Consider the following 23566-nt stretch of genomic DNA (forward strand, 5'->3'; position numbering starts at 1 on the left):
CCGGCCACTGCCCCGCGACTCGTAGGCTGCCCACCGTGGGCGACGGCGACGAGCACCTCAGCGACCGGCTGGCCAACGACCGCACCTACCTGGCGTGGCTGCGGACCGGCATCGCGCTCGCCGGGCTGGGCTTCGTTGTGGCGAAGTTCGGGGTGTTCCTGCGCGAGTTCGCCCGCACCGGCGTGCCGCACAGCGGTCTTTCCGGGGTGGTCGGGATCCTGCTCGTCGCGGCCGGCGCCGCGCTGATGGTCGTCGGCTATCTGGAGCATCGCCGGGTCGCCGGGCACATCGACCGCCGCACGGGATCCGCGAACCGGCCGGTTCCCGCGTGGCCGGTGGGGGTCTCGGTCGGCGCGTGCCTCGGTGCGAGCGCGGTGCTGGTGGTGCTCCTCGCCGTCACCGGCTCAGCGTGAGCGCGGCCTCGCCCGAGGAGCCGGAAGCCGATCCGTGACGGCGGCCAGCCGATTCGCGCCGGGCTTGCCGGACCTCATGGGCCGACTCTCGACCGAAGCCATGGGATCAGACCTCCGCTATGCCGTAACGGGCACGCTCGCCGCAAAGCGATGGGCGCCGTATGCTCCGGCGCGCAACGCGATGATCTACGCGAATGATCCGCCCGCGTTCGCCGAGCGCCTGGGCCTGCGCGAAGTCGATGCGGGCGCGAACGTCCTGCTTGCCAAGAACGCCTATCGGCTTCTCGTGCCGTGGACACGGCCGTCCTCGGCGCGTCTCTCACCGGACTGCTAGACGATGATCTTGCCGGTGCCGTTACCGAGTCGGCGTCGATCTATTCGCGCGACTTGTTTGCCGCCGGGCCCGATGCGCTGGGGTCGACCATGGCCGGCCGAGTCGAGGAGGGCGTGGGAGAACCCCCTACCGTTGCGACGGCCTGCGCTGCTCTGGCATCGGACCTGCTACAGATTGTGAGCCGGAGCGAGCTGATGGTCTAACTTTCAACCTATCTGGACTAGGACGCAGCCGATGAGCGCAGCATCTACGCCGGTCCCGCTGTCCGAGGCGAAGACCCACCTGTCCGAGCTCACTCGGCGGGTTCGCCAGCAACACGAGCGGATAACCCTGACCCGCAACGGCGAACCGGAAGCGGTCCTGCTCTCGGTCGATGACCTCGACGGTCTCGAGATGACCCTGGAGATCCTGGGCGATACCGAGGCGGTCGCGCGCGTGTCCGAAAGCCTCAGCGCGCTCGAGCGGGGCGAACCCGGCGTGGACTTGGCCACCGTCCGGCGGGAACTCGCCCGTCGGCGCCACCGGCGCGTGACCCGAGCGTCCGACGATCGCTACGACCTCCGATTCCAGCCTGCCGCTCGGCGAACAATCTCGAGCCGGCTACCGGAACCGTCGCCGCCGCGGTGCTCGAGTTCTGCGACGGCGCACTGGCAGTCAGCCCGCACCGCATCGGCAATCCGTTGTTTGGTCCGCTCGCCGGCTGCCACGGCGCCCGCCGCGGCACCTATCGGATCATCTACCGCATCGACGAGACCAGCAGAATCGTGCACAACCTCGATATCGACCACCGTGCCGACATCTACCGGCCCAAGCGTTAGGACCTCCGGAAGCTGATCCGCACGACCGGTCGATCCAGACGGCCCGCTGCGGGGAACCCGCCGGGAGTTGTTGCGTCCCCGCGGGCCGCGACTCGTCGGACCCCGCCGGGATGGGTCACGACGTGGCGGAGTCGGGCAGGCCGTGCCGGGATTCCCCCCAGCCGCTGCACCCGGGCGCGGCGTCACCCGCGTGGGCCGGATCGCACCCGTGGGTGGCGCCCGGGAAAGCATTGATCGTGGTCGTGATAGTCGCGACGTCACCGGTGCCGTCGACAACGGTGAGGGTGACCGTTCCGCTTGACGGCGCCTGCACGGTCGGTCCCCACGCCGAGGTCCCGTCCGGCATCGTCCACTGGTAGAACAAGACCCGGCCGCTGCCGCCCGTCACCCGTGCGGTCAGCGTGTCGCCGTTGCTGGTGATCGAGGGCTGCACGGCGGGATACACCGTTACGGGCAGCGTTTCGCTGTCCTGCTGCCCGCGGCTGTCCGTGGCGGTGGCGGTGACCCAGTACACGCCGGGCCGGTGGTAGGTGTGGGTGAAGTAGTCGTTGCTGGCGTGTCCACTGGTACCGGTGGTCCCGTCGCCGAAGGTCCAGCTGATCGCGCCCATCGTCGTCGGGCTGGGGCCGAAGCGGGCCGCGGTCGCGAAACCCTGGAGCGTGGTGGTGAAGTTCCCGGAACTGTCCAGATCGCCACTTTGCGGGAAGGGAATCAGCTGGACCCCTGGCCGGAGGATGCGGGTGTAGTCGTTGTCGAGGGCCGTCACCTCGGCGTTGCTGGTGTAGTCGACCTGGAAGCCGAGCGCCTGCGCGTCCTGCTCGCCCGCCGTCACCACCTGGTCCCCCAGCGTGAGGCTGGGATTGAACAGTTGCTCGTCCGCCGACCATTGGGTCGAGGGATACGCATACGCGGGATAGTTGTAGCCAAGCTGATCTTGGCCCATCCCGATTGCGACCACGTCGGCCGCACCCTTGATCCCGGCGTCCCACGCCTGGTGGATGCTCGGGAAGAACTCACCCGGTTCGGAGAGCAGCAGGACGTCTCCGAGCCGAATCCCGGTGACCCAGGTGCCGACCGCGTCGCCGACGGCGTAGGGCGGTGACGAAGAACGGTCGACCGGGTAGGCGAGCTGGTCGCCGAGCCCGGCCTGGTCCCAGGGCTGTCCGCCGTCGACCGGCGCCACGAACAGCAGGGCGATCAGCGCGGGGTTGTACACCGGGGTCAGCACGTACTGTTCGGCCGCCGCCACGACCGGGCTGGTCAGGTAGTGGCCCGAGGCCAACGCCTCGCTGATCAGGTTGCCTTCGACGATGCCCATGTGAATGGCATCGTCGAAGGCGGTCGCCTGCTGGCAGCTGACCGGGGAGCCGTTCACCGTAACCGTCTGCGGCGGCAGGTCCTTGCTGATCGAGGTGTCGTCCTGCATCGGACCCGGCTGGCTCCCGAGCGTCCCGTCGGCCACCATGGCCACCCCGCCCAGGCGGGCCTCCAGGTAATTCTGGGTGTAACTGGGGAAGTCGGTGCTGAGCACCGCCGCGGCTACTCCCCCCGGGCAGACCAGGTCGTTGGGGCCCTTGACGATGTTGGGGTAGCCCGGCTGGACGACGTACGTGGCGATGGTGGCCCCGGTGCTGGCGTCCCGGGCCCACAGCGTGAACAGCGAGCCGTCCGGCGGCCAGCCCTCCTGGGTATTGCCCCGCGCGATCACGGTGGAGGCCAGCCATGGGGCGTCCCCCCTGCCCCAGGTGATGGTGGCGCGGCGCTCGGCCAGGAAAGCCTGCTCAAGGGCCTGCCGCGTGGCGGCCGCGACCTGCTCGAGGTAAGGCAGTGCGGGAGCGGGCGGAGCCCAGACCCCCATGATGGTCGGCGTCGCATGCTCGTGCAGGGTCGAGACGATGATGTTGGCCTCGGTTGCCCCGGGAACGCCGTGCGTCTGCAGGAAACTGGCCGCGGCCTGGCGCGTGTCGCTGATGCCGTAGGGACCCTCTTCGTATCCGGCGAACCAACCCTGGGAATCGACTCGCGCGAGCTCCACGACACCGGTCGCGGACTGGATCGAGATCGCGCGCACCGTCAGGTCCTCGGGCTGCCCGGTCAGCGGGTTGGTGTGCCGGGTCATCGTCCCGCTGGCGGGACCGGGGCCGTATCCACCCATGGCAAGGGGGTAGCCGGGATCGATCGTGACGCTCGCGGCGCCGACCCGAAAGATCGCCGGCGCAGAACCGTCCGGATGGGTCGGTCGGTCGGCCCCGGCGAGCGCGGGCAGCACCGGTCCGGCCGTCGCCAGCAGGGCGGCAACCGCAAGCAGGGCACGGTGTCTCACCGGTCGCTCCCCTCTCCTGGATCCGATCCCGGCGGGCACTGCGGCGCCGGGCCCGCCTGGTCCTGGTAGGGAGGGGCGGGGGTGTCCTGGTTCGGCGGCGGTAGGACCGGACCGGCGGTGGCGCCGTTGTAGTCCGGCCCGGTGCTGAAGCCCAACCGGCGGGCATTGGCGAGTTGGGCGTTGATGTTGTCGTCCCCGATGTTGGGGTTCAGCGTGAAGATGCCCTCGTCCCCGGTGTAGTCGAGGGCGACGGCGTACTCGTCCAGGGTGGGGGTGTAGCCGATCTGATCGTTGGTGAGGCTGAGCGCGAACACGTGCATCGGGTCGCCGCAGACGTCCCCGCCGGGCGGGGTGACCCGGGCTTGCAGCTCCGCCTGGATCTCGGGGTAGGCCTCGCCGGGGGCGCCACCCAGGAACAGGTCCCCGACCCGGAACGCGTTGAGGTCGGTGGTGACCGCAGCCCCCAAGGAGTACGGCGGAAGGTCGCTGCGCATCAGCCCGCCGACGACGCCGGGGACGGCGGTCTTGGTGTAGAACAGCGGCAGCATGACCGGGTTGGTGATCGGCTGCACCCATCTCGCGCCCACCGCGGCAACGGTGGGGTCGATCACCGGACGCACCCGGTTCAGCGCGGCATCCACGCGACCCACGACCAGCTGGGCGTAGTCCGCGAGGACGGTCTGCCAGGTCGAACCCGCCGGCGGCGGTGGCATGGTGGGCCAGGTGCGGCCCAGCGCCCCGGGCGCGACGATCGTGGTGCCGGCGCCATAGCGCGCATCCAGGTCCTGGGCCACCTCGCCGGGCCAGTCGGGGGTCAGCGTGGTGATTTGGCCGACCACGGTCGGGTGGACTGCGTAGTTCACCAGGGTGGCCACCACCCGGCCTTCCTGGTCGCGGGCCTGCAGCACCCGGACCATCCGGTCCATCGGGTAGGTAGCGGGGTTCCCCCGGACCTGCCCGACGGTGTCTTGGTATAGGCGACCGTCGGCCCGGCCGACCACCAGGGTCGCCCGGCGACGGCTGCTGAGCGCCTCCTCGATCGACTTGATGGCACCGGCTCGCACGACCGCCAGGTACGCCTCGTTGCGGGGATCGTCGCCGCCGCCCCAGATGCCGATGGTGTCCGGCGAGTCATGGGTGTGGGTCGTGCCCACAATCACATGCTCGGGATCGAGTCCGGTGTCCTGCTGCACCTGGGCCCGGATGCCGTCCGTCCCGAAATATCCCGGCTGCCCGAGCGGATCCTCCTTGTAGGCGATGAAGTAGCCCTGAAGGTCGAGCTCGGTCAGCACCACCGTGTGGGCCATCGACCCGTCGGCGGAGGAGATGGCGATCGAGCGGGCCATCAGCGGGTGGCCCGGCTGGGAGCCGGTGCTAACCCGGTAGGTCCCGTAGGCGGCCATCGTGACCGGCGTGGTCGGCATGATGTCCACCGCCCCGGTTCCGACCAGGAACCAGGTTCGACGACCGTCCGCCACCAGCGGCAACGAGAGCCCTTCCGGTGCTGAAGCGTCCCGACCGGCCCGGCTGATCGCGGGATGCCCGGCCGCGTGTGCGGGAACCAGGCCCAGCGGCGAGATCATCACCGCCGACGCGACGACCAGCAGCAGCCATCTGCGCCGAGCGGGCCGGGGCCAGTCGTTCGCCATTACCACCGACTCATCCACGTTGCTCGTCGACCTTCCTTCCGCGGCTTGGACTCGGCTTGGTTGCAGTTCGTGCTCGGCCACATCGGGCCGGGTGCAGGCGCAGGGCAACCCGCCGGCGCCTCCTCACGAGCGGGCCGACAAACTCGTGCGGCCGGGACCCGTGCACCGCTGAAGCCGGAAACCGCATCAGCGTCACTCTCCTTATCGGCGCGCGTGTGCAGTAGGATTCGCCAAGCCGGCCGGACCTCCTTTGGGGGGAGATCCATGGCTGCGGAGGTTTCGTTGTCTGACCCAACAACGGAGCCGGTCGAAAGCTGGGCGGCGATTCGGCAGGCCACCGGTTCCCTGGGCGAGCGCGTCTGGGATCATGCGACGCAGATCGCCGATGTTCTGCAGGCTCGACTACCCGAATACGCGGGTCTCACCGTCGCCGAGTTGACCCCGGGCGTCTCGGCCAGCATCAGCGCCGGCATGTCCGCGCTCGGCGAGCGCCGGGGGCCGCTGCCCGCGGAGCTGGAAAGAGTCCGGGAAGTCGCGGAGACCCGCGCCCACCAGGGCGTCCCCCTGTCGGCGATGATCAGCGCTTACCAAGTCGGCGCGGAGGAGATCTGGCGGCAGGTCCGCGAGACGGCCGGCGGCCTCGGTGCGCCGACCACGATCCTGCTCGAGGCGGCCGAACTGCTCTGGCATTGGACCGACGCGGTGACCACTGAGGCTGCCGAGGCGCACCAGCGCGCCGGCATGCAGCTCGTGCGGCACGACCAGCAGAAGCGAACCGATTTCCTGCGGGCGCTGCTGTTTGGTTCCGTCAGCTCAACCGAGCTGCGCGCGCAGGCGGGGGCCTACCGGCTGGTGACCGACCGCCCATATCGCGCCTTTCAAGCCGAGTTTTCGGCCGATCTGGATTTGTACACCGCCGAGAAGCTTGTCGCGGCCGGAGGCTCCCTGCCCGGGCAGCCTGCGCTGGTTGGCCTGATCGAGGGTGGTCTCGCCGGCGTGGTCGCCCGGGTGCCGGAGCTTCCGGCGCCGCAACTCACCATCGGCCTTGGGCCCGCCGTGCCATTGAGCGAAGCCGGCAAGTCCTACCAGCTCGCCGGTCGGGCACTGACCGCGGCCTGGGGCTTCGGTCTAGTAGGCGCATTCCCGTTCGATGCCCTGTCACTTCAGATCGCCGTCGCCACAGACCACGAAGTCGGCGAGCAACTGGTCGGTCGGTACCTGCAGTCGCTTCCGACGTTGCGCGGCCTGGCAGCGGAGATCGAGGACTCCTTGCGCGTGTTCTTGCGGGCCGGGATGCGCGTGGAGACCGCCGCGCGCGAGCTGTTCATCCATCCCAACACGCTTCGACACCGGCTACGGCGCTTCGAAGCGGCAACCCACTGCGATTTGAGCAACATCGAAGATCTGTTCGGCATTTGGTGGGCCCTGGAACGGCGAAGCTTCGACGCGCGCGGCCGGCGCGGGACCCACCGCGGCTCACTGTCCACCTCAGTCGGCCGAGCCCCTGCCGCGGCCGCGCGGCACCAGGTGACACCCGACGAAATCCTGACCTAAAGGGCTAACCTCACCGCGCCAAACTGATAATCGACATCTGTTGCGCGCGGATGGGAATGTCCGACATTGGCCCGGCGACCAGGCGGTCGCCATTGTCATGACGCGCCGGCTGGAGCGCGTGTCGCCTACCGCCCTCGCATTCCACGGCAAACGTTGCAGCCCTACTTTCCTACTGTCACCCAGGGGCGCGGACAAACGATAGCCACTGCCCCGCCTGTTCGGCGCGAATGGCCGCCCACATAGGCATTCTGCCGATCTCAGACTGGGCGCGAAAGGTCGCCACGGCGTCCCGGATCAGTTCCGGTGCCGAGGCCCGGGCGGCCAGCTCAAGAGCGCGAGATTCGACGGCCTCATCCTCCAGGGTCTCCCAGGCGAGCCCGAGTTCGACCATTCTCCTACCGTCGATTTCTTCGCCGAGGAGAGTCATCGCGACCGTCGCTTGGGCGCCGCCCGCGCGTTCCAACAGCCGGAAATGGCCGCCTCCGGGGTGCAGGCCAATTCGCAGGAAACCGGAAATGATCCTGGCGTCGCGCGCGACGACGCGGACGTCCGCTGCGAGAGCAAGGTTCAAACCGGCCCCAACAGCTGCCCCGCGAATAGCAGCGATCGTAGGCACGCGCAGGGTTGCAAGACGCTGAAAGGACTCGTATATCGCGGCCAACGCTCCGATTACCTCAGGATCGTTGGGCCGCTCACGCGCCGCCGCAAGCAGACCTCGGTCCGCGCCGGAGCAGAATTGCCCGTCCGCGCCACGGACCACCAGGGCGCCGACATCCTGGTGAGCGTCGACCTCGTCGAGGCAGGCGAGGAGTTCCCGTGCGGCATCGCCCGTCAAGGCGTTCCGGGTGGTGGGTGGGCCGATGGTGATGATGGCGACCGAATTGGTCACTGTGAGCGTCGCTCCCATGCAGCTCACTTCCCTGAGGCTGGGCGGCATCCGCCAGCGTTCGCCTGTCAACGTGATCGTTGACAGGCTCGGTGGAAGCGCCTAGCCTACGCGGACAGGAAGAAAAGCAGTCTTGGCCCAATCGGGGGCCAGCCTCAGGAGCGTTCCGCCATGGACCCCGTTCGCCTTGCCGAGCAGACGGTAGATAGGGCCCAGCTCCAGGCCCTGATCGCCCGTGCGCTCGAGACGCCGGCTTATGCGAGTGAATGGGAAGGCGTCGATCTTGACGACTGGGAGAGTTTGCCGCTCCTAACGAAAGAGCGTCTTGTAGAGGCGTCCTCCGGTGCCGACCCTTTTGGCGGACGCCTGGCCGTGGACCCGGCCGAGCTGGCCTACGTGTTCGTTGCGGCGGGTCCGCTGTACATGCCATTCACCGCGGCGGACCTAACCGCGATGGCCAAGTCTTACGCGCATGCGTTCACGAATGCCGGGCTGACCGACGCGGATCTCGTCGATCAGACCACGATGTACAACTGGGTGATCGCGGCAACGGTGATCACCGAAGGCCTTCGAATGGTCGGCTGCGGCGTCGTGCCCGGCGGAGTAGGCCGGACGGAGCTGCATCTAGACACCATCCGCGCCCTCGGCGTAACGGGCATAGTGGCCTTTCCGACCTTTCTGGAACACCTGCTCCGGCAAGCCGACGCGGCCGGCATCGAGTTACCGCTCCGCAAGGCCGTGCTGATGGGGGAGCTCAGCAACCCGAACCTCGAGCGCCACTTCGAAGACGCCTACGGACTAGTCGCCCGCGAGTTCTACGGAACAGCCGACGTGGGGGTGGTCGCGTCAGAATGTGCAGCCGGTCAGGGTATGCACCTGCGCTCGGACCTAGTGATCGAATTCATCGATCCGGCGACGGCGGTGGCCGCCCTGCCTGAACCTGGCCACCCGATGGAACTTGTGGTCAGTGATCTTTCGCGTCGCGCCATGCCAATCGTCCGGCTCCGCACCGGCGACCTCGTCGACTCGGTCTTTCGGGATGCGTGCCGGTGCGGTGACGATCAGCCCCGCATCGCACGCATCGTCGGGCGCTCCACGGAAATCACCAAGATCAAAGGAATGTTCCTCGTCCCCTCCACCATCACCCGGGCGCTCGCGAGCGCGAGTCTCGACTGCGCCTTTCAGGTGATTATTCAGCGACGACCTGGCGGGCAGGACGATCCGCGCTTAGCCCTGGCGTCACCCAAGCCTGCGAATGCCCTCGCCATCGAGGAAGCCATCGAACGGGCTGCTCGCATGAAGATTCCGCTCGAGTGGGACGCCGTGATAGCCGAGAACTCGCCGCTGGTTCTCGACCTGCGCGACGAGGCCGTGGGCTCCCGCTGATGGGCACCCTCTACGCATCACCGACGCCCCGCTTCTTCGAGCCGGGAACCGGCTCCGAGCCGGGAACCGGCTCCGAGCCGGTTCTGAGCGTCGAGAAGCTAGGTCTTTCATTCGGTGGTGTCGTGGCCATCGACGATCTAACCCTCGACGCGCGCGCCGGAGAGGTTTTGGGGATCGTCGGCCCCAACGGGGCCGGGAAGAGTTCTCTGCTCAACTGCATCAGCGCCTACTACCGACCGACATCGGGACGGATTCTTGTCCAGGGGCACGATGTGAGCCGCCTCTCACCTCACCAAGTCGCGCGCAGAGGAGTCGGCCGGACGTTTCAAAATGCCCGGCTCTTTCTGGGTCTATCGGTGCTCGACAACCTCATGGTTGCGGCCGCGTCCGCACAGGGCTGGCTGGTGGCGGCCGCGGTCATCAGGCCCTGGGGACTACGCCGGGAAGCTAAACTCCGGCGGGGAGTAGAGGAGATTCTCGATTTTCTCGACCTGTCAGCCTATCGAGACCAGGCCTCAGGGCTGCTGGGATACGGACTGCGCAAACGCGTGGACCTGGGCCGCGCCATCGCCCGCAACCCACACCTTCTGCTGCTCGACGAGCCGATGGCCGGGATGAACCAAGACGAGAAGGCAGACATGGCCCGCTTCATCATCGAGCTCAATCGTGATGCGGGCCTGCCGGTAGTTCTCGTGGAGCACGACATGGCCGTGGTCAGTGATCTTTGCGATCGAGTCGTCGTGCTGGACTGGGGAAAGCTGCTCGCCGAGGGACGCCCCGACGAAGTCCTTCAGCGCCCCGATGTCGTCGCGGCATACATCGGCACCGGCCCGGTGGTCAGCGGTGGAACGGACACCAATTGACCGACGATGAGCTCACCCTCCCCCGGCTGATTCGGCGGAACGCCGAAATCCGCGGCGAGCAAATAGCGATGCGTTACAAGCGATTCGGGATCTGGCACACCTATACCTGGGGAACCGTCTGGGGGCAGGCGTCCGCCCTGGCGGCGGGGCTGGAGCTGCGCCTGCCCGCGAACGACTCATGCCTAGCGATCATCGGGGACAACGAACCCGAGCTGTTCTGGGCGGAATACGCGGCGCTCTGCTTGGGTCGGCCCGTGATGTGCCTCTTCCCGGACATCTCTGCAACCGAACTCGCCGAGTTGCTCCAAAGATACGCGATCACTGCAGTCATATGCGAAGACCAAGAACAGTGCGACAAGGTTCTAGACGCAGCTGAGTCTACCGACGTAGGAATGCTCGCGTACTGGGATGAGCGCGGCATGCGCACATACGACGACAAGCGGTTGGTCAGCTTCACTGAACTTATCGCCGATGGTCAGGCCCGCTTGAGCGCCGATCCGCATCTGATCGACGCCCGCGTCGACCGTGTCGGACTAGACGACCTGGCGGTCGTCATCCTCACCTCGGGAACGAGCTCAGAACCCAAGGGCGTGATGGGAACCCATCGCTACCTGATCGACTGCGCGTCGAGATGGCGGGACGTCCTCGATGCAAAAGCGCAGGCTGACTATGTGAGCTACATATCTCCTGCCTGGGCCACCGAGCAATACCTCGGCGTCACGCTCGGCGCCATGCTTCCGCTGGTCGTCAATTTCGTCGAGGAACCAGAGACGGTCGAGCGAGACATTCGGGAGATCGGAGCCCACTACGTCTTCTTTGGCCCGCGCCAGTGGGAGGGAATCGCATCGTCGATAGACCTCCAGATCCGCGACGCCGGCCGCCTGGTCCGCGCGATTTACCGTTGGTCGATCCAGATCCTGCACGGAGACGCAGGGGGCGGCGCGTCCCGGCTGCTACCGCTGAAGCGCCTGCTCGCCTGGCAGCTGATCGGACGCCCGGTCCGTGATCGACTGGGCTTCTCGAGACTGCGAACCGCGATCAACTCTGGTGGTGCGCTCGGACCTGAGCTGTTCGAACTGCTGCAGGCACTTGGGGTGTCCGTTCGCAACGTGTACGGATTCACCGAGGTCGGCATCATTACTTCCACCGCGGACGGACAGCGTTTCGAGACGGTAGGTCAGCGTCTAGCCAGTAAATACGGCGACCCGATCGAGATACGCATCCATGAGGGCGAGATTCAGGTGCGCGGCGGCGTTCCATTCGTTGGCTACTATCTCGAGGAGGGCGTTGCGGCATCGGGCAAACTGACGCCCGATGGCTGGATCCGAAGCGGCGACGGCGGGTACCTCACCGATGACGAGTACCTGGTCTACCTCGACCGACTCGAGGACATGATCACAACCGCCGATGGGGAAATCCTCGCGCCCGGCTTTTTCGAGACGAGGCTCCGATTGAGCCCATACATCCGGGATGTCGCGGTGGTAGCCCCGGACGGCGCCTCGCTCGTTGCCCTGGTCGAGGTCGACGAGGGCGTGGTTGGCAACTGGGGTGAGCAGCGGCACGTAGCCCTCGGTGACTTTGCCACCATGAGCCAGCACCCTGGGGTGATCGAGCTCGTGCGCGAGGAGATCGCAGGCGTTAACCGCCTGGCCGCGGAAGGTGCGAGAGTTCAGCGGTTCGCCAACCTCTACAAGAAACTCGACGCTGATGACGGTGAGATGACGCGGAGTCGCAAACTGCGCCGCAGCGTGGTGACCCGAAAGTACGCCGAACTGCTAAGCGCGCTCGCTAGAGGGGACGCCGAGGTAGACAGCGTCTCGGAAGTGCGGCTGACCAACGGCGCGACAACGTCCGTGCGCGCGCGTGTGTGTCTCAACGACGTCTTGGAGTGCCCGCGCAGCGGAGATGGGCCGGGACCGGCCGGAACATACGTCAAGCAGCGCAAGGCCGGAGTGCGACTATGACGGCCACGGAGGCCGCCACAAGTGCGCTAGACGGTCCCGCGCGGCCGTTGCTGGAGCTGAATAACGTCGAGGTCCGGTACCAGGGCACGATCCTCGCGCTCAAGGGGATCTCGTTGCAGATCCGCAGCGGGGAAGTCCTCGGGCTGCTCGGCCCCAACGGGGCAGGCAAGACGACGCTCCTCCGAGCTATCTCCAACCTCCTTGCTCCGCAGAAGGGGCGCGTGTCGGAAGGCACCATTACCTTCAATGGCTCCTCGATTGTCGGTTGCACTCCGACGGAGACCGTCAACCGAGGTGTGGTACAGGTCCTTGAAGGCCGGCGGGTGCTCGAGCATCTAACCGTCGAACAAAACCTGCGCGCTGCCGCGGCCGCGGTCAAACTCCGCCGCTCCGAGACCGCAGACGCGATCTCGGACACCTACTCCTTGTTCCCCAAGCTTGCGGTACTGCGAACGCGAAGCGCGGGGTATCTGTCGGGCGGGGAACAGCAGATGCTTGTTCTCGGTAGAGCCTTGATAACCCGCCCCAAGCTGCTGCTCCTAGATGAGCCGTCGCTGGGGCTCTCGCCCGTTATGACCGACTTCGTCTTCGAAACCATCCGTGTCCTCAACACCCGGGGGCTCACCATCCTCGTCGTCGAGCAAAACGCACACCACACCCTCGCGATCTCGGATCGCGGACATGTGCTCGATACCGGGCGGATAGTACTGAGCGGAACCAGCGAGGAGCTCCGGCGGAATCCTGACCTGCAGGAGTTTTACCTCGGCCTGAACCGGGATGGCGCTCGCCGGGACTTGCGGGAAACGAAGAATTACAAGCGGCGTCGACGCTGGCTGGGCTGAACAGCAGGCTCGCGTCCATGTCTCGGCGCTGGCGCAGCGGAAATGCCATGGAGGATCATCTCCATGAAGACCCGCGCTATCTCCTCGCCGGTAGGACCCTTATCGGGCTTGAACCAGCGATGGGTCCAGTTCACGGCGCCTAGCACGCCGAACGAGATCAGCTCCGGGTCCAACCCCGGTTTGAACTCGCCGGAGACCAGGCCGGCACGGATTATCCGCTCGACAGCCGTGTTGTAGCGCCGGTGCAGATCGCGTAGCTTCCGTGAAGAACGTCGATCGTCATGCGCGAGCTTGGTCATGTCCTCCTGGACGTAGACGAACAGGTACGGGTAATGGCGCTCGTAAGATCGCAACAAAGCGCTTACAAGGTCCGTGAGCATCTCGGCGGCGGTGAGATCACTCGCCGCGATGGCCTCTGCGGTTAGCACGTTGCGCTCGACCGCGTCGACGATGACCTCGTGAAAGACGTCGCGCTTGTCAGCAAAGTAGTAGTAAACCGTCGCTCTGTCAGTCCCCGCGGCTGCCGCTATTTCGTTGATGCTCGCGCCGTCGTAGCCGCGATCCCGGAAGACGCCCGCAGCCGCATCCACCAGTGCCGCGCGCTTTTCGACATATTCGCGACTGGGCTCCGCCTGCGCCTGCTGGCGACGTTCGTTGATCCGACTCATCTCGTCCCTCCGGATGCAGGTCTAGCACGTAGCCGCACGCAGCCGCTTTCAACACTACCGTTGACAAGCGCGCATACGTAGGTTAAAAAGTTGCAAGGGCTTCTGGGTGGAGGTTGAGTGGCAACTCTGCTGCAGATCCTCGTTGTCGGCATGCCCATCGGGGTTGCCTACGCAGCCGTCGCGCTGGGCTTCAACGTCATCTACAGGTCCGGGCGCGTATTCAACATCGCTCTCGGCGAGATGTTCGCCCTGGCGGCGTTCTTCATCATGTGGCTCCTCAACCGGGGCGTGCCGGCGTGGCCCGCGGTCGGCATCACGGGGCTCCTCATGATCGCGGTCGGGTTGCTCATCCAGCGACTCGCTCTGCGACCGCTGCTCGGTCAATCGGCACTCAGTCTATTTATGGCGACGCTGGGCGTCTTGCTCCTCCTCAACGGGGCCGACACCCTGGTGCTTAACACGCCAACCGGGACCTTTCCCCAGCTCTTCGGGGCCGGCGCCATCAGGCTGCCCTATGCGGTCCAACTGCCAGTAGCATCAGTGGTGGGCGTGGCGGTCGTCGTCATCATCGTCCTGGGCTTTGTCGCATTCTTCTCCCGTACGCAAACCGGGATCGCCATGACCGCGGTGGCCGAGGACCACGAAGTGGCTCAGTCGCTCGGCATCAATATCGAGCGGAGCCTGGCCCTCTCCTGGGCTATGTGCGGTCTGCTCAGCACGGTGGCCGCCGTCGTCTACCTTGCCGGGCAACAAGTTACCTCTGACATCGGCTCTGTCGCATTTCTGGCGTTGCCGGTAGTGCTCCTGGGTGGCCTGGAATCCATCGGCGGGGTAATCCTTGCGGGGCTGGTGGTTGGCCTTGGGCAGACCTCGGCAGCCGAATGGCTGGACCCGCACTTCCACGGAGGTGCAAGCGAGGTCTTCCCCTACCTGCTCATGTTGCTGATCCTCCTGGTTCGGCCCGAGGGATTCTTCGGGTGGAAGAGGGTGGAGCGGGTATGAGCGTCGCGCGATCCTGCGGTGACTTTTCGCAGAGCTACGTGGCCGACCGACGGCTTCTCCGTACCCCGCCGCAGCGGGTGATGCTCGGCGTGCTGGCGCTGGTCCTGATCGCTTACCCGTCCATGACCAACGGCGAATGGCTGCGCTTCGGAACGGTGACGGCCACTACCCTCATCGCCGTAGTCGGCTTGCAGCTCCTGGTGGGGCTCACCGGACTCGTTAGCGTCGGCCAGTCGGCATTCATGGGCGTTGGCGCTTACTTCGCTGGAGTAGCTGCAAACTCACTACACCAGAGCCTACCCGTATGCGTCGTCATAGGGGCTGTTGGCTCGATGATGGTCGGCCTCGCATTCGGACTCCCGGCGGCCCGGATCAAGGGCTTTTACCTTGCGCTCACGACCCTCGCCGCGCAATACGTCTTCGCGTTCGTGATCGTGCGCCTCCCGCAGCAAGAGTTTGGCGGCGATGCCGGTTTGACGATGCCCACGCCATCGCTTTTCGGCCTCAATTTATCGAGTCCGTGGCGCCTTTACTATCTCACGATTGCACTCGCGATCATCCTCGTCACAGCCGCCCTGTTCATCCAGGAAAGCGTGGCCGGGCACCTCTTCGTGGCGGTGCGCGACGACGATCTCGCTGCCTCTATGACCGGGGTCGCGGTAACGCGGTACCGAGTGCTCGCCTTCGGCATCTCGGCCCTGTACGCGGGGGTCGCTGGTGCACTGCTTGCCTACCAGGATGGCTTCGTAAACGCCCAGGCCTTTAGCGTCTTCGACTCCGTGTTCTTCCTCGGGATGATCATCATCGGCGGGATGGGGACCGTCCTTGGAGCGATCCTCGGAACCCTGATGCTTAGCTTCATTCAGGAGGCGGTGAACCTCTGGGGTGGATCTGTCGCCGGCGTTTTCGGATACCACTTGAACGGGCAGACCGGGCCGGTAGTGAACATCGTCACCGGCCTTGCGATCTGTCTGATGCTCATCTACGAACCCCGTGGGCTCGCTTTTCTATACCGAAGATCCGAAAGCTTCTTCCGACTATGGCCATTCCCCTATGCGCTTACCAGAGCAAGGACGACATGAGGCAGGCCAACCCGGGTTGCCGCGACACGAACAAGGTGGAAGCATGAATATCCGATCCAACAGACGAACCTTCGTAGGAGTGCTCGCCGCCGCGGCCGTCGTCGGCGTCAGCGCCTGCGGAGGGTCCAGCACACCCCCCTCGGGATCGAAGAGTTCCGCGCCGAGTGGTGGGGGCTCTGCGAGCACCGCCACCTACACGATCCCGAGCCTGCTTGATTTCTCGGGCCCATTCGCGAGCCGCGGCAAGCCGGTCCTTGGCATGCAGCAGACGCTCGTCAACTGGTTCAATGCGAACGCCGGTGCCGCCGATCACATCAAGCTGGTGATCAAGCCATATGACACCGGCTTTGATGTGAACAAGACATTGACGGCTTACAACCAGGCCATCAGCGACAGCAACAACGTCCTAGCCATGCTTCTGTTTGGAGACCCGAACGTCTTCGCCCTCGCCGGCAAGTTGCCCGGCGCGAAGATCCCTGCAGCCTACGGAGGGCCAACCGACGCGGCTATCAAGTCTGGGTCATGGGTCTTCTCGCCGCTCGGAGACTTCGGCGACTACTACGCCGCCGTGGTGAAGTGGCGGTTGTCGACTTGGACTCAGAGCCGTCAGCTCAGAGTGGCGTTCGCCTCGTTCGACGGGATCCCGGCTCAGGGCTGGATTGCGACGCTGAAGAAGGACTTGCAAGGAACGAACGCGACGATCGTCGATGAGGAGTACCCGTCGCCAACCGCGACCTCCGTGACGGTAAACGTCAACCGGATCGTCGCTTCCAAGCCGGACGTGGTGATCGTCGCGGGGACGGACGGCTCGCAACCTCTCTACCTAGCGGGACTGCACGCGCAAGGCATTCCGGCACAGGACATCGTGAACTCGCAGCATGAGGGCTTCGGCTTGATGCAGGCTCTAAAAGTCAGCCCGGACCTCCTCAACGGTACCTACGAGGTAACGACCGAGCGGTACCAGGACCACACCACCCAGGCGTATCAGATCTATTCCCAGTACTCCGCTGGCCAGAACACCAGGTGGGCGGAAGACACCCTGCTGCACTTCCCATCGGTAAGCATCATGCTTCAGGCGATCGATCGCGCCGCCAAAGCCAAGGGCAGCAATCAGATCACCGGACAGGATGTTTACAACCAGCTGACGAACGGAACGTTTGACGGCTACGGCCTACTGTCACAGCTGACCTACCACAACAGCCTGGGCGGGCCTACATCCGTGTACGTGCTCAAGGACGAGAATGGCACGCTGACCCAAGTTGCGACGCTGCCGCTCGGCGGCTGACCTGGCTGAGAGGGCCGCGCCACCTGCGATGGGTGGCGCGGCCCTCTTTCGATGAGGTTGCTCCTGCACCGGGCAGCGTCGGCAGACTTCGATTTGGGCTGTCCGCGGACTCAGCGACCCAGGCCCCGGACTGCCGAGGACATCTGCCCAGGAGACTCAGTCGCTGGCCTCGGGTGAGAGCCGGCCCAGAACAGGGCCGCCCTTGCGCAGGGAGAAGCACGCGTCGGCAAGCTGCGGGGCGAATTTCAGACCAGCGCCTAGCCAGCTGCCGTCGGCGCGATTCTGCGCGGTGAACGGCACCGATTCGTTCATTTTGAGGAAGAAGATGAGCGGCTGTACCTCGCTCAGCCCGAGGACAAGAGTGTTCACGTGCGTGCAACCACGGACGCCACCAGCGAAGGCCAGCACGCGTTTGCGCCAGCCGGACCCGAGGCGCGTGCCAACGAGCTCTTGGGCGACGTCCAGCACGAAGGGGCAGGAGTCATAGGGATGAGTAACCGCATGTGCCTGTAGCCGGACGACTTCGAGCGTGGACCCCATGAGCGCCCCCTCGAGACCAAAGTCATGGATGACGACGGAGGAGGCATTGTCGTCTCCGTACGCACCCCCGAAGGACTCGTCGATAAGGCGGGCGGTGAAGCCGAACTCGTCGTGGCCGAGTGGTGTGATCTCCATCGTCTTGATGCGCCGGACCCTAGGCTTGGCCGGCTCCCCCTGATCATCCACGGCGGTCACTTTAGATAATCGCCACTGGGGCGACAGGACTGCCGACGCCGCCTCGAATTGCCAGCGGAGAGACTACGAGAAGGAAGGAGGATTGCCCGGTAGCGGCCAGGGCGGCCAAGTCGAGGAGCTCACAGAAGTACACCCCGTAACCGCGAATCAAGGCAACATGAAGAGGGATCTGGCACCCTTCATCAGTGGACGGAAAGGCCTCCACGCCGAGGTTGTCGGCCCCGATCAGGGCCACCTGTCGCTCGACGAGAAGTTCGGAACAGTCCGCACCGAGGCCGGGCCACGCTGTCGCGTCCGCTTCCCCGGCCATCCACGCCTGCATCCATCCGGTCCGTACCAGCAGCGCGTCCCCCGGCTCGAGCGTCACTTCCCCCCTGCCGAGCTCGCGCTCGAGACTGGCTGCGTCGATGACATGATCGGACGGCAGCCAGTCCTTGCCTGCCGGTACCAAGTCCGCGATCACCCCCCGGGTCACGATGGGGCCTGCCTTGTCGATTCCGCATCTCGCTGCGCCACGGCTGGTCACGGTGTCGGCCGAAAACCCGTTGTACATCGTCCCGTTCTGCCAGACGTGTGCGAGTGCGTCGATATGGCTGACAGCATGCGTCGGCAGTGACAAGTAGTCGTCCGCGAAGCCGAAGCCAGCACGCTCCTCCAGTCCCGCCGCATAGTCTCCACCGTCCCGGAGCATGAAATGCTGTGGCGCCGGCCGACCCACGACACCCGGACCACGATTGGAGACGATGGGCGCGCCCAGGCCGATGGCCTGCATCTGCGTTACCGCTCGAAGGCCCCGCTCGACGGCTCGCTCATCGATGAGGTTCGCAGCCCCGCGCTCGTCCGTACTACCCCACTGTCCCCAGTTGTCCACCCTTGGCTCCTCACCGCGTTCGGATCATTCGGGCGAAGACGTCAGTCCCTTATGTCACATGCGCCGGGCCTAGTCAACAATACCGTTGACGTCAACGATGGCGTTGACAGACGGCTGGATGCGCCTCTAGAGTCGGCGATACCCTTACCGGACGGTGATGTAATGACGAAAGCGCCTGTCGCGGACGGACGGGCAGATTTAGATGACCTCCTGAGCAGAGAGGCGGTCGATCGTCCGGCCGCTTACTACGCCAAGCTCCGCGACATCCACCCTGTCTATTGGAACCAGCGGTGGAACGGCTGGGTGGTAACGGGTTACGACGAGGTCCTCAGCGGCTTCCGGGATCACCACAGGCTCTCCTCTGACCGCTTCGCCGGGCCATTCGGCGAGGAGTTACAGCGGGCTGCTCACTCCGGGACCGACCAGCTGATCAGCTTCCTCTCGAAATTCTTCGTCTGGAAGGACCAGCCCTACCACACCAGAGTTCGAGCCCTTGTCAACAAGGCGTTCACGCCGCGGAGCGTGGAGCAGCTGAGACCACGCGTGCAGAATCTGGTGCGAGAGCTGCTCGAGAGCTTGCGGAGCCAAAACGTAACGGATTTCCTCGCTGATTTCGCGTTCCAAGTGCCCGTCATCGTCATCGCCGAATACATCGGCATCCCTGCCGAAGCGCGACAGCAGGTGCGGGCCTGGTCGGATGATCTCGGTGGGGTGATATTCGTTCGTGGCGACGACGCCGAGCGCATGCGTCGCGGCGAAGCCGCGATGAACGATCTCGTGGAATTCCTGCGCCCGATCGTCCGATCTCGACGCCAGCACCCTCAGGACGACCTCCTCACCGGCATGGTCCAGTCGGAAGAACGCGGTGACTTCCTTTCGGAGGATGAAGTCATCGCCAATGTGATTCTCATGGTCTTTGCCGGCCACGAGACGACCATGAACCTGATCGCCAACTCGATGATCGCTTTCGCAGACTGGCCGGACGAGTGGGCGCGACTCCAGCGTGGTCCGGAGTTGGTGGCGACCGCCACCGAAGAGGTACTGAGATATGACGGCCCGATTCGCGCGATGGCCCGATGGGCTACCGAACCGTTCGAACTGTCCGGCCAGAGCGTGCAGCGCGGCGATCGTGTCCTGCTGGCGCAGCATGCCGCCAACCGGGACCCCGCCGCGTTCAAGGATCCAGACCGGCTGGACATCGCCAGATGGCCGAATCGGCATGTGGCATTCGGCCAAGGGATCCACACCTGTCTCGGTGCTCCACTGGCTCGCCTGGAGACGCAGGAGGTCCTGCAATCCTTGACGTCCGAGCTGCGTGGCGTGGAGATCTTGGAAGAAGAACTGCACTACAACCCCAATATGGTCTCTCGAAGCCTTCAGCAATTACATGTGCGATTCCATAACCGATGATGGCTAGCGCAGCGCGAAGGATCTCCGCGGTCGTGAATCACGATCTCTGCGCGGGGGTGGCGATGTGCACCCAGCACGCCCCCGGCCTGTTCCACCTGGACGAAAACGGCCAATCGATTTTTGACGTGGGGGGGACAGGCGACTCGGAACAGATCCTGGAAGCCATCGATGCCTGTCCGATGACAGCCATTCGCGAAGTCGACGACGCCGATGAGGCTCGGTGACCGGGTATGCAACGGGGGCCGCGACCCCGATGGGGTGGGAGGACTCCGGACCTGAGCAGGTGGCAGCCGCCGTCTACCGCATACCGTTGCCCATGCGCGATGACGGATTGCGCGCAGTCAACGTCTATGCGATAGAGGCAGACGTTGGGCTTGTCCTCATCGATGCGGGCTGGGCATTGATCGAATCCCGGAAAAGACTCGAGCTCTCCCTCGGGACTCTGGGTTACCCGATCAGGACGGTTCGCCGCATCTTGGTAACCCATGCGCACCGCGATCATTACACGCTCGGAGTTGTGCTTCGCCGCGAGTTCGGCTGCCGGCTCGAGTTAGGTGAAGGCGAACGCCCCGCTATCGAGCGGCTGCTCGCGACCCCAACTCGCCTGGTCGAGCAGGTGGACCAGTTGCGCCGAGCCGGGGCAGAGGCTCTGGCTGATGCAATAGCCGCCAAGGCTCGTTCAACGGTCGAGTCCGACGAGTGGGAGCGCCCGGACGCCTGGTTGAAAGCCGGTTACGTCGACCTGGGATCTCGAGTATTACAGGTTCTCCACACCCCCGGGCACACGCAGGGCCACATGGTCTTCATCGACGCGGCAGCCGGCTTGATGTTCTCCGGAGACCACATCCTTCCCCACATCACTCCGTCGATCGGTTTCGAACCGGGCCCGACGAGGAACCCATTAGCGGACTACCTAGCCTCGCTCGATGCCGTCCGGCAGCTGCCGGACATGCGCATGCTCCCTGCGCACGGTCCCGTTCGGGAAAGCGTTCATGCGCGAGTCGATGAGCTGGTTATGCATCACGATGCCCGTCTTGCGGACACGATGCGCATCGTAGGTGAATCCGGCTCGATCACCGCCCTTGGCGTCGCCCGCCAGCTAACCTGGACACGCCGCTCCCGCCGGCTGGCAGAGCTGGACGAGTTCAACCAGATGCTGGCCATCATCGAGACGGCGGCTCACCTAGACCTCCTCGTGTCGACCGGTCGACTACTTGGATCCGCTGACGAGATCGCCCACTACGCCCTGGCGGCCGCTGCGAAGCGGGGCTCCGGCGAATGACCCACCCAACTACCCTCGAGGACCCCCGGCGCGAGGTCCGAATATTTCTGGCCGAGCAGCTTGCGCTGGGCGCCTTCAGGCCAAGCTGCGACAGCTGGCTGTCTGGATTCTCGGCGGAGTTCAGCCGGTCACTCGCCGAACGTGGCTGGCTTGGCATGACCTGGCCCTCACGCTACGGAGGTCATGAGCGCAGCGAGGTCGAACGGTTTGCCGTCACTGAGGAGTTACTTGCGGCGGGAGCACCGGTGGCCGCGCATTGGTTCGCTGACCGTCAGGTCGGGCCCGCCTTGCTGAAGCACGGGACCGAAGATCAGCGGCAGTCACTGCTTCCGGCGATGGCGCGTGGGGAATGTTTTGTGGCGATCGGGTTGTCCGAACCTGACAGCGGGTCGGATCTCGCGTCTGTGCGGACGACTGCCGCCCCCGTGGCCGGTGGCTGGAATGTGAATGGCACGAAGGTCTGGACAAGTCATGCTCAGCACTGTCAGTACATGCTGACATTGCTCAGGACCGCGCCGCACGACAATCTCGACCGGCACACTGGTCTCAGCCAGGTCCTGATCGACCTGACATCACCGGGCGTCAGCGTTCGCCCGATTCCACTTCTCGACGGGCATCCGCACTTCAACGAGGTGTCGCTGACCGATGTCTTCGTGCCTCACGAGCATCTTCTCGGGAAGGAGGGCGCCGGTTGGCAGCAGGTGATCTCCGAGCTTGCATACGAGCGCAGCGGCCCCGAACGCATCCTCTCGACTTTCCCCCTACTCGCGGAAGTCTTCCAGCGGGAGCATCACGCCGATGAGTTCATCGGCCCGCTCCTTGCCGAACTCATGACGTTGCGCCACATGTCTGTCGGGATCGCCCGACAAATCGAGCGCGGCTCGGCGCCCCCGGTGGAAGCGGCACTTGTTAAGGACCTCGGCACCCAATTCGAGAACCGCGTCATCGAGGTGAGCCGACTGATCGCAGCGGTGGAACCCGACGTGCGCTCCCCCGACACACTCGTTCGACTGCTGGCCGAGGCTGTCTTGCACGCGCCGGCATTCACCTTACGCGGAGGCACCAGCGAAGTTCTTCGCGGCATCGTCGCAAAATCGGTGGTCAGGTGAACACCGGCGCGATCGATGAGGCCGTTCGGCGCTCGGTCGGCACGGTGGACTCCCGCTCTGAAGAGGAGGCCCGCGACGCGTACGGGCGTCTGGTCGACGGCGGGTGGTCTCAGGTCGGGGTACCCGAGTCATTTGGCGGCGGTGGCGGCACCATCGCTGATGCGGCAGAGGTGACCGCAGCGGTGGCGCGATCGGGGATAGGGATGCCCATCGCGGAGTCCACCATGATTATGGGTTGGTTTGCCGAGGTCGCCGGTTTGGCGCTGCCCAGCACTGCTCGCTGCGTCATCCCGGTCGTGCCCTCTTCCGTTTTCTCGCGAGCATCAGACGGGCTGCTGACCGGCAGGGCGCCCCGCGTCGCCTGGGCCAGCTGGGCAACTCACCTGATGGTCCCGCTCCCCGCTGGGAACCAGCGGCTCATGATCGCGTGCGTGGAAGCATCGCAGGTGCGCCTGTGCGCGGGGACAAACCTCGCTGGAGAACCACGCGAGGACGTGTGGATCGACAGCGTCCAACCGTCCACCGTGAAGGTCCTCGACATTGAATACGCGAACTTCGTGGACGAACTTCTCGCCGTCGCCGCGCTGGCACGCTGCGTGCAGATGGCGGCAGTCATTCCAGAGCTCCTCACCATGTCGGCTCGATACGGCGCCGAACGCGAGCAATTCGGTAGACCGATCGCGGCCTTCCAGGCTGTCCAGCAGATGCTGTCCACGCTGGCCGCGGAGTCGGCCGCAGCGGCAGCCTCGGTCGATCTCGCCATCGCCGCATGGCGCGGCGGACCCCAGATGACCGCCGTAGCCGTTGCCAAGGCGAGATGCTCGAGTGCCGCTGGTGTTGCCGCCCGGGTGGCGCACCAAATCCACGGCGCGATCGGGCTCACCGAGGAGCATCATCTGCAGCGTTACACCCGAGCCCTGTGGGCATGGCGTGAGGAATATGGCGCGGAGCAGTTCTGGGCGCGGCGGCTGGCGGAGGCCTTCCGGCAAGAGAGCGGCACTCCATGGGAGCGGATCCTCGCCTTGACTGACCGCCGAGCACGTCTTGTCGCGCCGCGAGGGAGCGACGTCTGATGACTCGACCCGGCAAA

The 23566-nt window shown here is 65.5% G+C and carries 22 protein-coding genes and 1 pseudogene; 17 read left to right on the forward strand and 6 right to left on the reverse strand.

The genetic code is table 11. The annotated features are described in order from the left end of the window. Positions 1–35 precede the first annotated feature (35 nt). The 4 genes and pseudogenes from VNG13_04630 (at position 36) to VNG13_04645 (ending at position 1565) form a co-directional block, all read left to right on the forward strand. Positions 36–413 (forward strand): DUF202 domain-containing protein, encoded by a 378-nt coding sequence (locus VNG13_04630; GenBank protein HVA59806.1) that lies wholly within the window; start codon positions 36–38, stop codon positions 411–413. A gap of 34 nt (positions 414–447) precedes the next feature. Next, positions 448–747, forward strand: coding sequence for a hypothetical protein (locus VNG13_04635; GenBank protein ID HVA59807.1), 300 nt, complete (start codon positions 448–450; stop codon positions 745–747). Between the two features lie 234 nt (positions 748–981). After that, positions 982–1197 (forward strand): annotated as a pseudogene (locus tag VNG13_04640) (type II toxin-antitoxin system Phd/YefM family antitoxin). Positions 1198–1370: 173 nt separating this feature from the next. Continuing rightward, the gene (locus VNG13_04645; GenBank protein ID HVA59808.1) at positions 1371–1565 is read left to right on the forward strand and encodes a type II toxin-antitoxin system RelE/ParE family toxin; all 195 of its coding nucleotides are present in this window, start codon (positions 1371–1373) and stop codon (positions 1563–1565) included. A 115-nt stretch (positions 1566–1680) separates the two neighbouring features. Here the strand turns inward: VNG13_04645 and VNG13_04650 are convergent, their stop codons facing one another. Together VNG13_04650 and VNG13_04655 are read right to left on the reverse strand one after the other, a co-directional pair. Beyond that, the gene (locus tag VNG13_04650) at positions 1681–3888 is read right to left on the reverse strand and encodes a PKD domain-containing protein (protein ID HVA59809.1); all 2208 of its coding nucleotides are present in this window, start codon (positions 3886–3888) and stop codon (positions 1681–1683) included. After that, positions 3885–5555 carry a hypothetical protein gene (locus tag VNG13_04655; protein HVA59810.1) on the reverse strand — a complete coding sequence of 557 codons (1671 nt, stop codon included), beginning with the start codon at positions 5553–5555 and terminating at the stop codon, positions 3885–3887. Before VNG13_04655 ends, VNG13_04650 begins: the two co-directional genes overlap by 4 nt. A gap of 51 nt (positions 5556–5606) precedes the next feature. Here VNG13_04655 and VNG13_04660 point away from each other — a divergent pair, with 51 nt between their 5' ends. Next, positions 5607–7091, forward strand: coding sequence for a helix-turn-helix domain-containing protein (locus tag VNG13_04660; GenBank protein HVA59811.1), 1485 nt, complete (start codon positions 5607–5609; stop codon positions 7089–7091). Between the two features lie 175 nt (positions 7092–7266). On the opposite strand, the gene VNG13_04665 is transcribed toward VNG13_04660, so the two are convergent. Next, positions 7267–7998 carry an enoyl-CoA hydratase-related protein gene (locus VNG13_04665; GenBank protein HVA59812.1) on the reverse strand — a complete coding sequence of 244 codons (732 nt, stop codon included), beginning with the start codon at positions 7996–7998 and terminating at the stop codon, positions 7267–7269. Positions 7999–8148: 150 nt separating this feature from the next. On the opposite strand from VNG13_04665, the gene VNG13_04670 reads away from it, so the two are divergent. From VNG13_04670 to VNG13_04685, 4 genes are read left to right on the forward strand one after another with little or no spacing between them, the layout of a single operon-like run. Further along, complete coding sequence (locus tag VNG13_04670; GenBank protein HVA59813.1) at positions 8149–9363, forward strand: phenylacetate--CoA ligase family protein; 1215 nt, start codon at positions 8149–8151, stop codon at positions 9361–9363. Next, positions 9363–10226: an ABC transporter ATP-binding protein gene (locus VNG13_04675; GenBank protein ID HVA59814.1), complete on the forward strand. Its 864-nt coding sequence runs from the start codon at positions 9363–9365 to the stop codon at positions 10224–10226. The genes VNG13_04670 and VNG13_04675 overlap by 1 nt, the downstream gene beginning before the upstream one ends. Continuing rightward, entirely contained in the window at positions 10223–12190 is a 1968-nt protein-coding gene (locus tag VNG13_04680; GenBank protein ID HVA59815.1) for an AMP-binding protein, read from the forward strand. Before VNG13_04675 ends, VNG13_04680 begins: the two co-directional genes overlap by 4 nt. Beyond that, positions 12187–13032, forward strand: coding sequence for an ABC transporter ATP-binding protein (locus VNG13_04685; GenBank protein ID HVA59816.1), 846 nt, complete (start codon positions 12187–12189; stop codon positions 13030–13032). The genes VNG13_04680 and VNG13_04685 overlap by 4 nt, the downstream gene beginning before the upstream one ends. Here VNG13_04685 and VNG13_04690 read toward each other — a convergent pair. After that, complete coding sequence (locus tag VNG13_04690) at positions 13002–13700, reverse strand: TetR/AcrR family transcriptional regulator (GenBank protein HVA59817.1); 699 nt, start codon at positions 13698–13700, stop codon at positions 13002–13004. The genes VNG13_04685 and VNG13_04690 overlap by 31 nt on opposite strands. Positions 13701–13817: 117 nt before the next feature. On the opposite strand from VNG13_04690, the gene VNG13_04695 reads away from it, so the two are divergent. The 3 genes from VNG13_04695 to VNG13_04705 all read left to right on the forward strand — a co-directional run bounded on the left by VNG13_04695 (position 13818) and on the right by VNG13_04705 (position 17069). After that, positions 13818–14702, forward strand: a complete 885-nt coding sequence (locus VNG13_04695) for a branched-chain amino acid ABC transporter permease (protein ID HVA59818.1) — start codon at positions 13818–13820, stop codon at positions 14700–14702. Beyond that, positions 14699–15784 (forward strand): branched-chain amino acid ABC transporter permease, encoded by a 1086-nt coding sequence (locus VNG13_04700; protein ID HVA59819.1) that lies wholly within the window; start codon positions 14699–14701, stop codon positions 15782–15784. The genes VNG13_04695 and VNG13_04700 overlap by 4 nt, the downstream gene beginning before the upstream one ends. A 79-nt stretch (positions 15785–15863) precedes the next feature. Beyond that, the gene (locus VNG13_04705; GenBank protein HVA59820.1) at positions 15864–17069 is read left to right on the forward strand and encodes an ABC transporter substrate-binding protein; all 1206 of its coding nucleotides are present in this window, start codon (positions 15864–15866) and stop codon (positions 17067–17069) included. Between the two features lie 156 nt (positions 17070–17225). On the opposite strand, the gene VNG13_04710 is transcribed toward VNG13_04705, so the two are convergent. Both VNG13_04710 and VNG13_04715 read right to left on the reverse strand, forming a co-directional pair. Then, a complete protein-coding gene (locus VNG13_04710; protein HVA59821.1) occupies positions 17226–17795 on the reverse strand; it encodes a DUF2889 domain-containing protein in 570 nt (189 codons plus the stop codon). 10 nt (positions 17796–17805) lie between these two features. Further along, the gene (locus VNG13_04715; protein HVA59822.1) at positions 17806–18675 is read right to left on the reverse strand and encodes a cyclase family protein; all 870 of its coding nucleotides are present in this window, start codon (positions 18673–18675) and stop codon (positions 17806–17808) included. 162 nt (positions 18676–18837) lie between these two features. Between VNG13_04715 and VNG13_04720 the strand changes: the two genes are divergently transcribed. Genes VNG13_04720 through VNG13_04740 form a run of 5 tightly spaced genes read left to right on the forward strand, consistent with a single transcriptional unit; the run spans position 18838 to position 23549 of the window. Then, positions 18838–20085, forward strand: a complete 1248-nt coding sequence (locus tag VNG13_04720; protein HVA59823.1) for a cytochrome P450 — start codon at positions 18838–18840, stop codon at positions 20083–20085. 32 nt (positions 20086–20117) lie between these two features. Beyond that, positions 20118–20309 carry a ferredoxin gene (locus VNG13_04725; GenBank protein ID HVA59824.1) on the forward strand — a complete coding sequence of 64 codons (192 nt, stop codon included), beginning with the start codon at positions 20118–20120 and terminating at the stop codon, positions 20307–20309. A 59-nt stretch (positions 20310–20368) separates the two neighbouring features. Beyond that, a complete protein-coding gene (locus VNG13_04730) occupies positions 20369–21367 on the forward strand; it encodes an MBL fold metallo-hydrolase (GenBank protein ID HVA59825.1) in 999 nt (332 codons plus the stop codon). Further along, positions 21364–22476, forward strand: coding sequence for an acyl-CoA dehydrogenase family protein (locus VNG13_04735; GenBank protein HVA59826.1), 1113 nt, complete (start codon positions 21364–21366; stop codon positions 22474–22476). The genes VNG13_04730 and VNG13_04735 overlap by 4 nt, the downstream gene beginning before the upstream one ends. Then, a complete protein-coding gene (locus tag VNG13_04740) occupies positions 22473–23549 on the forward strand; it encodes an acyl-CoA dehydrogenase family protein (protein HVA59827.1) in 1077 nt (358 codons plus the stop codon). The genes VNG13_04735 and VNG13_04740 overlap by 4 nt, the downstream gene beginning before the upstream one ends. The last annotated feature ends 17 nt before the right edge of the window (positions 23550–23566 follow it).

Source organism: Mycobacteriales bacterium, assembly GCA_035533475.1.
Classification (GTDB): Bacteria; Actinomycetota; Actinomycetes; order DATLTS01; family DATLTS01; genus DATLTS01.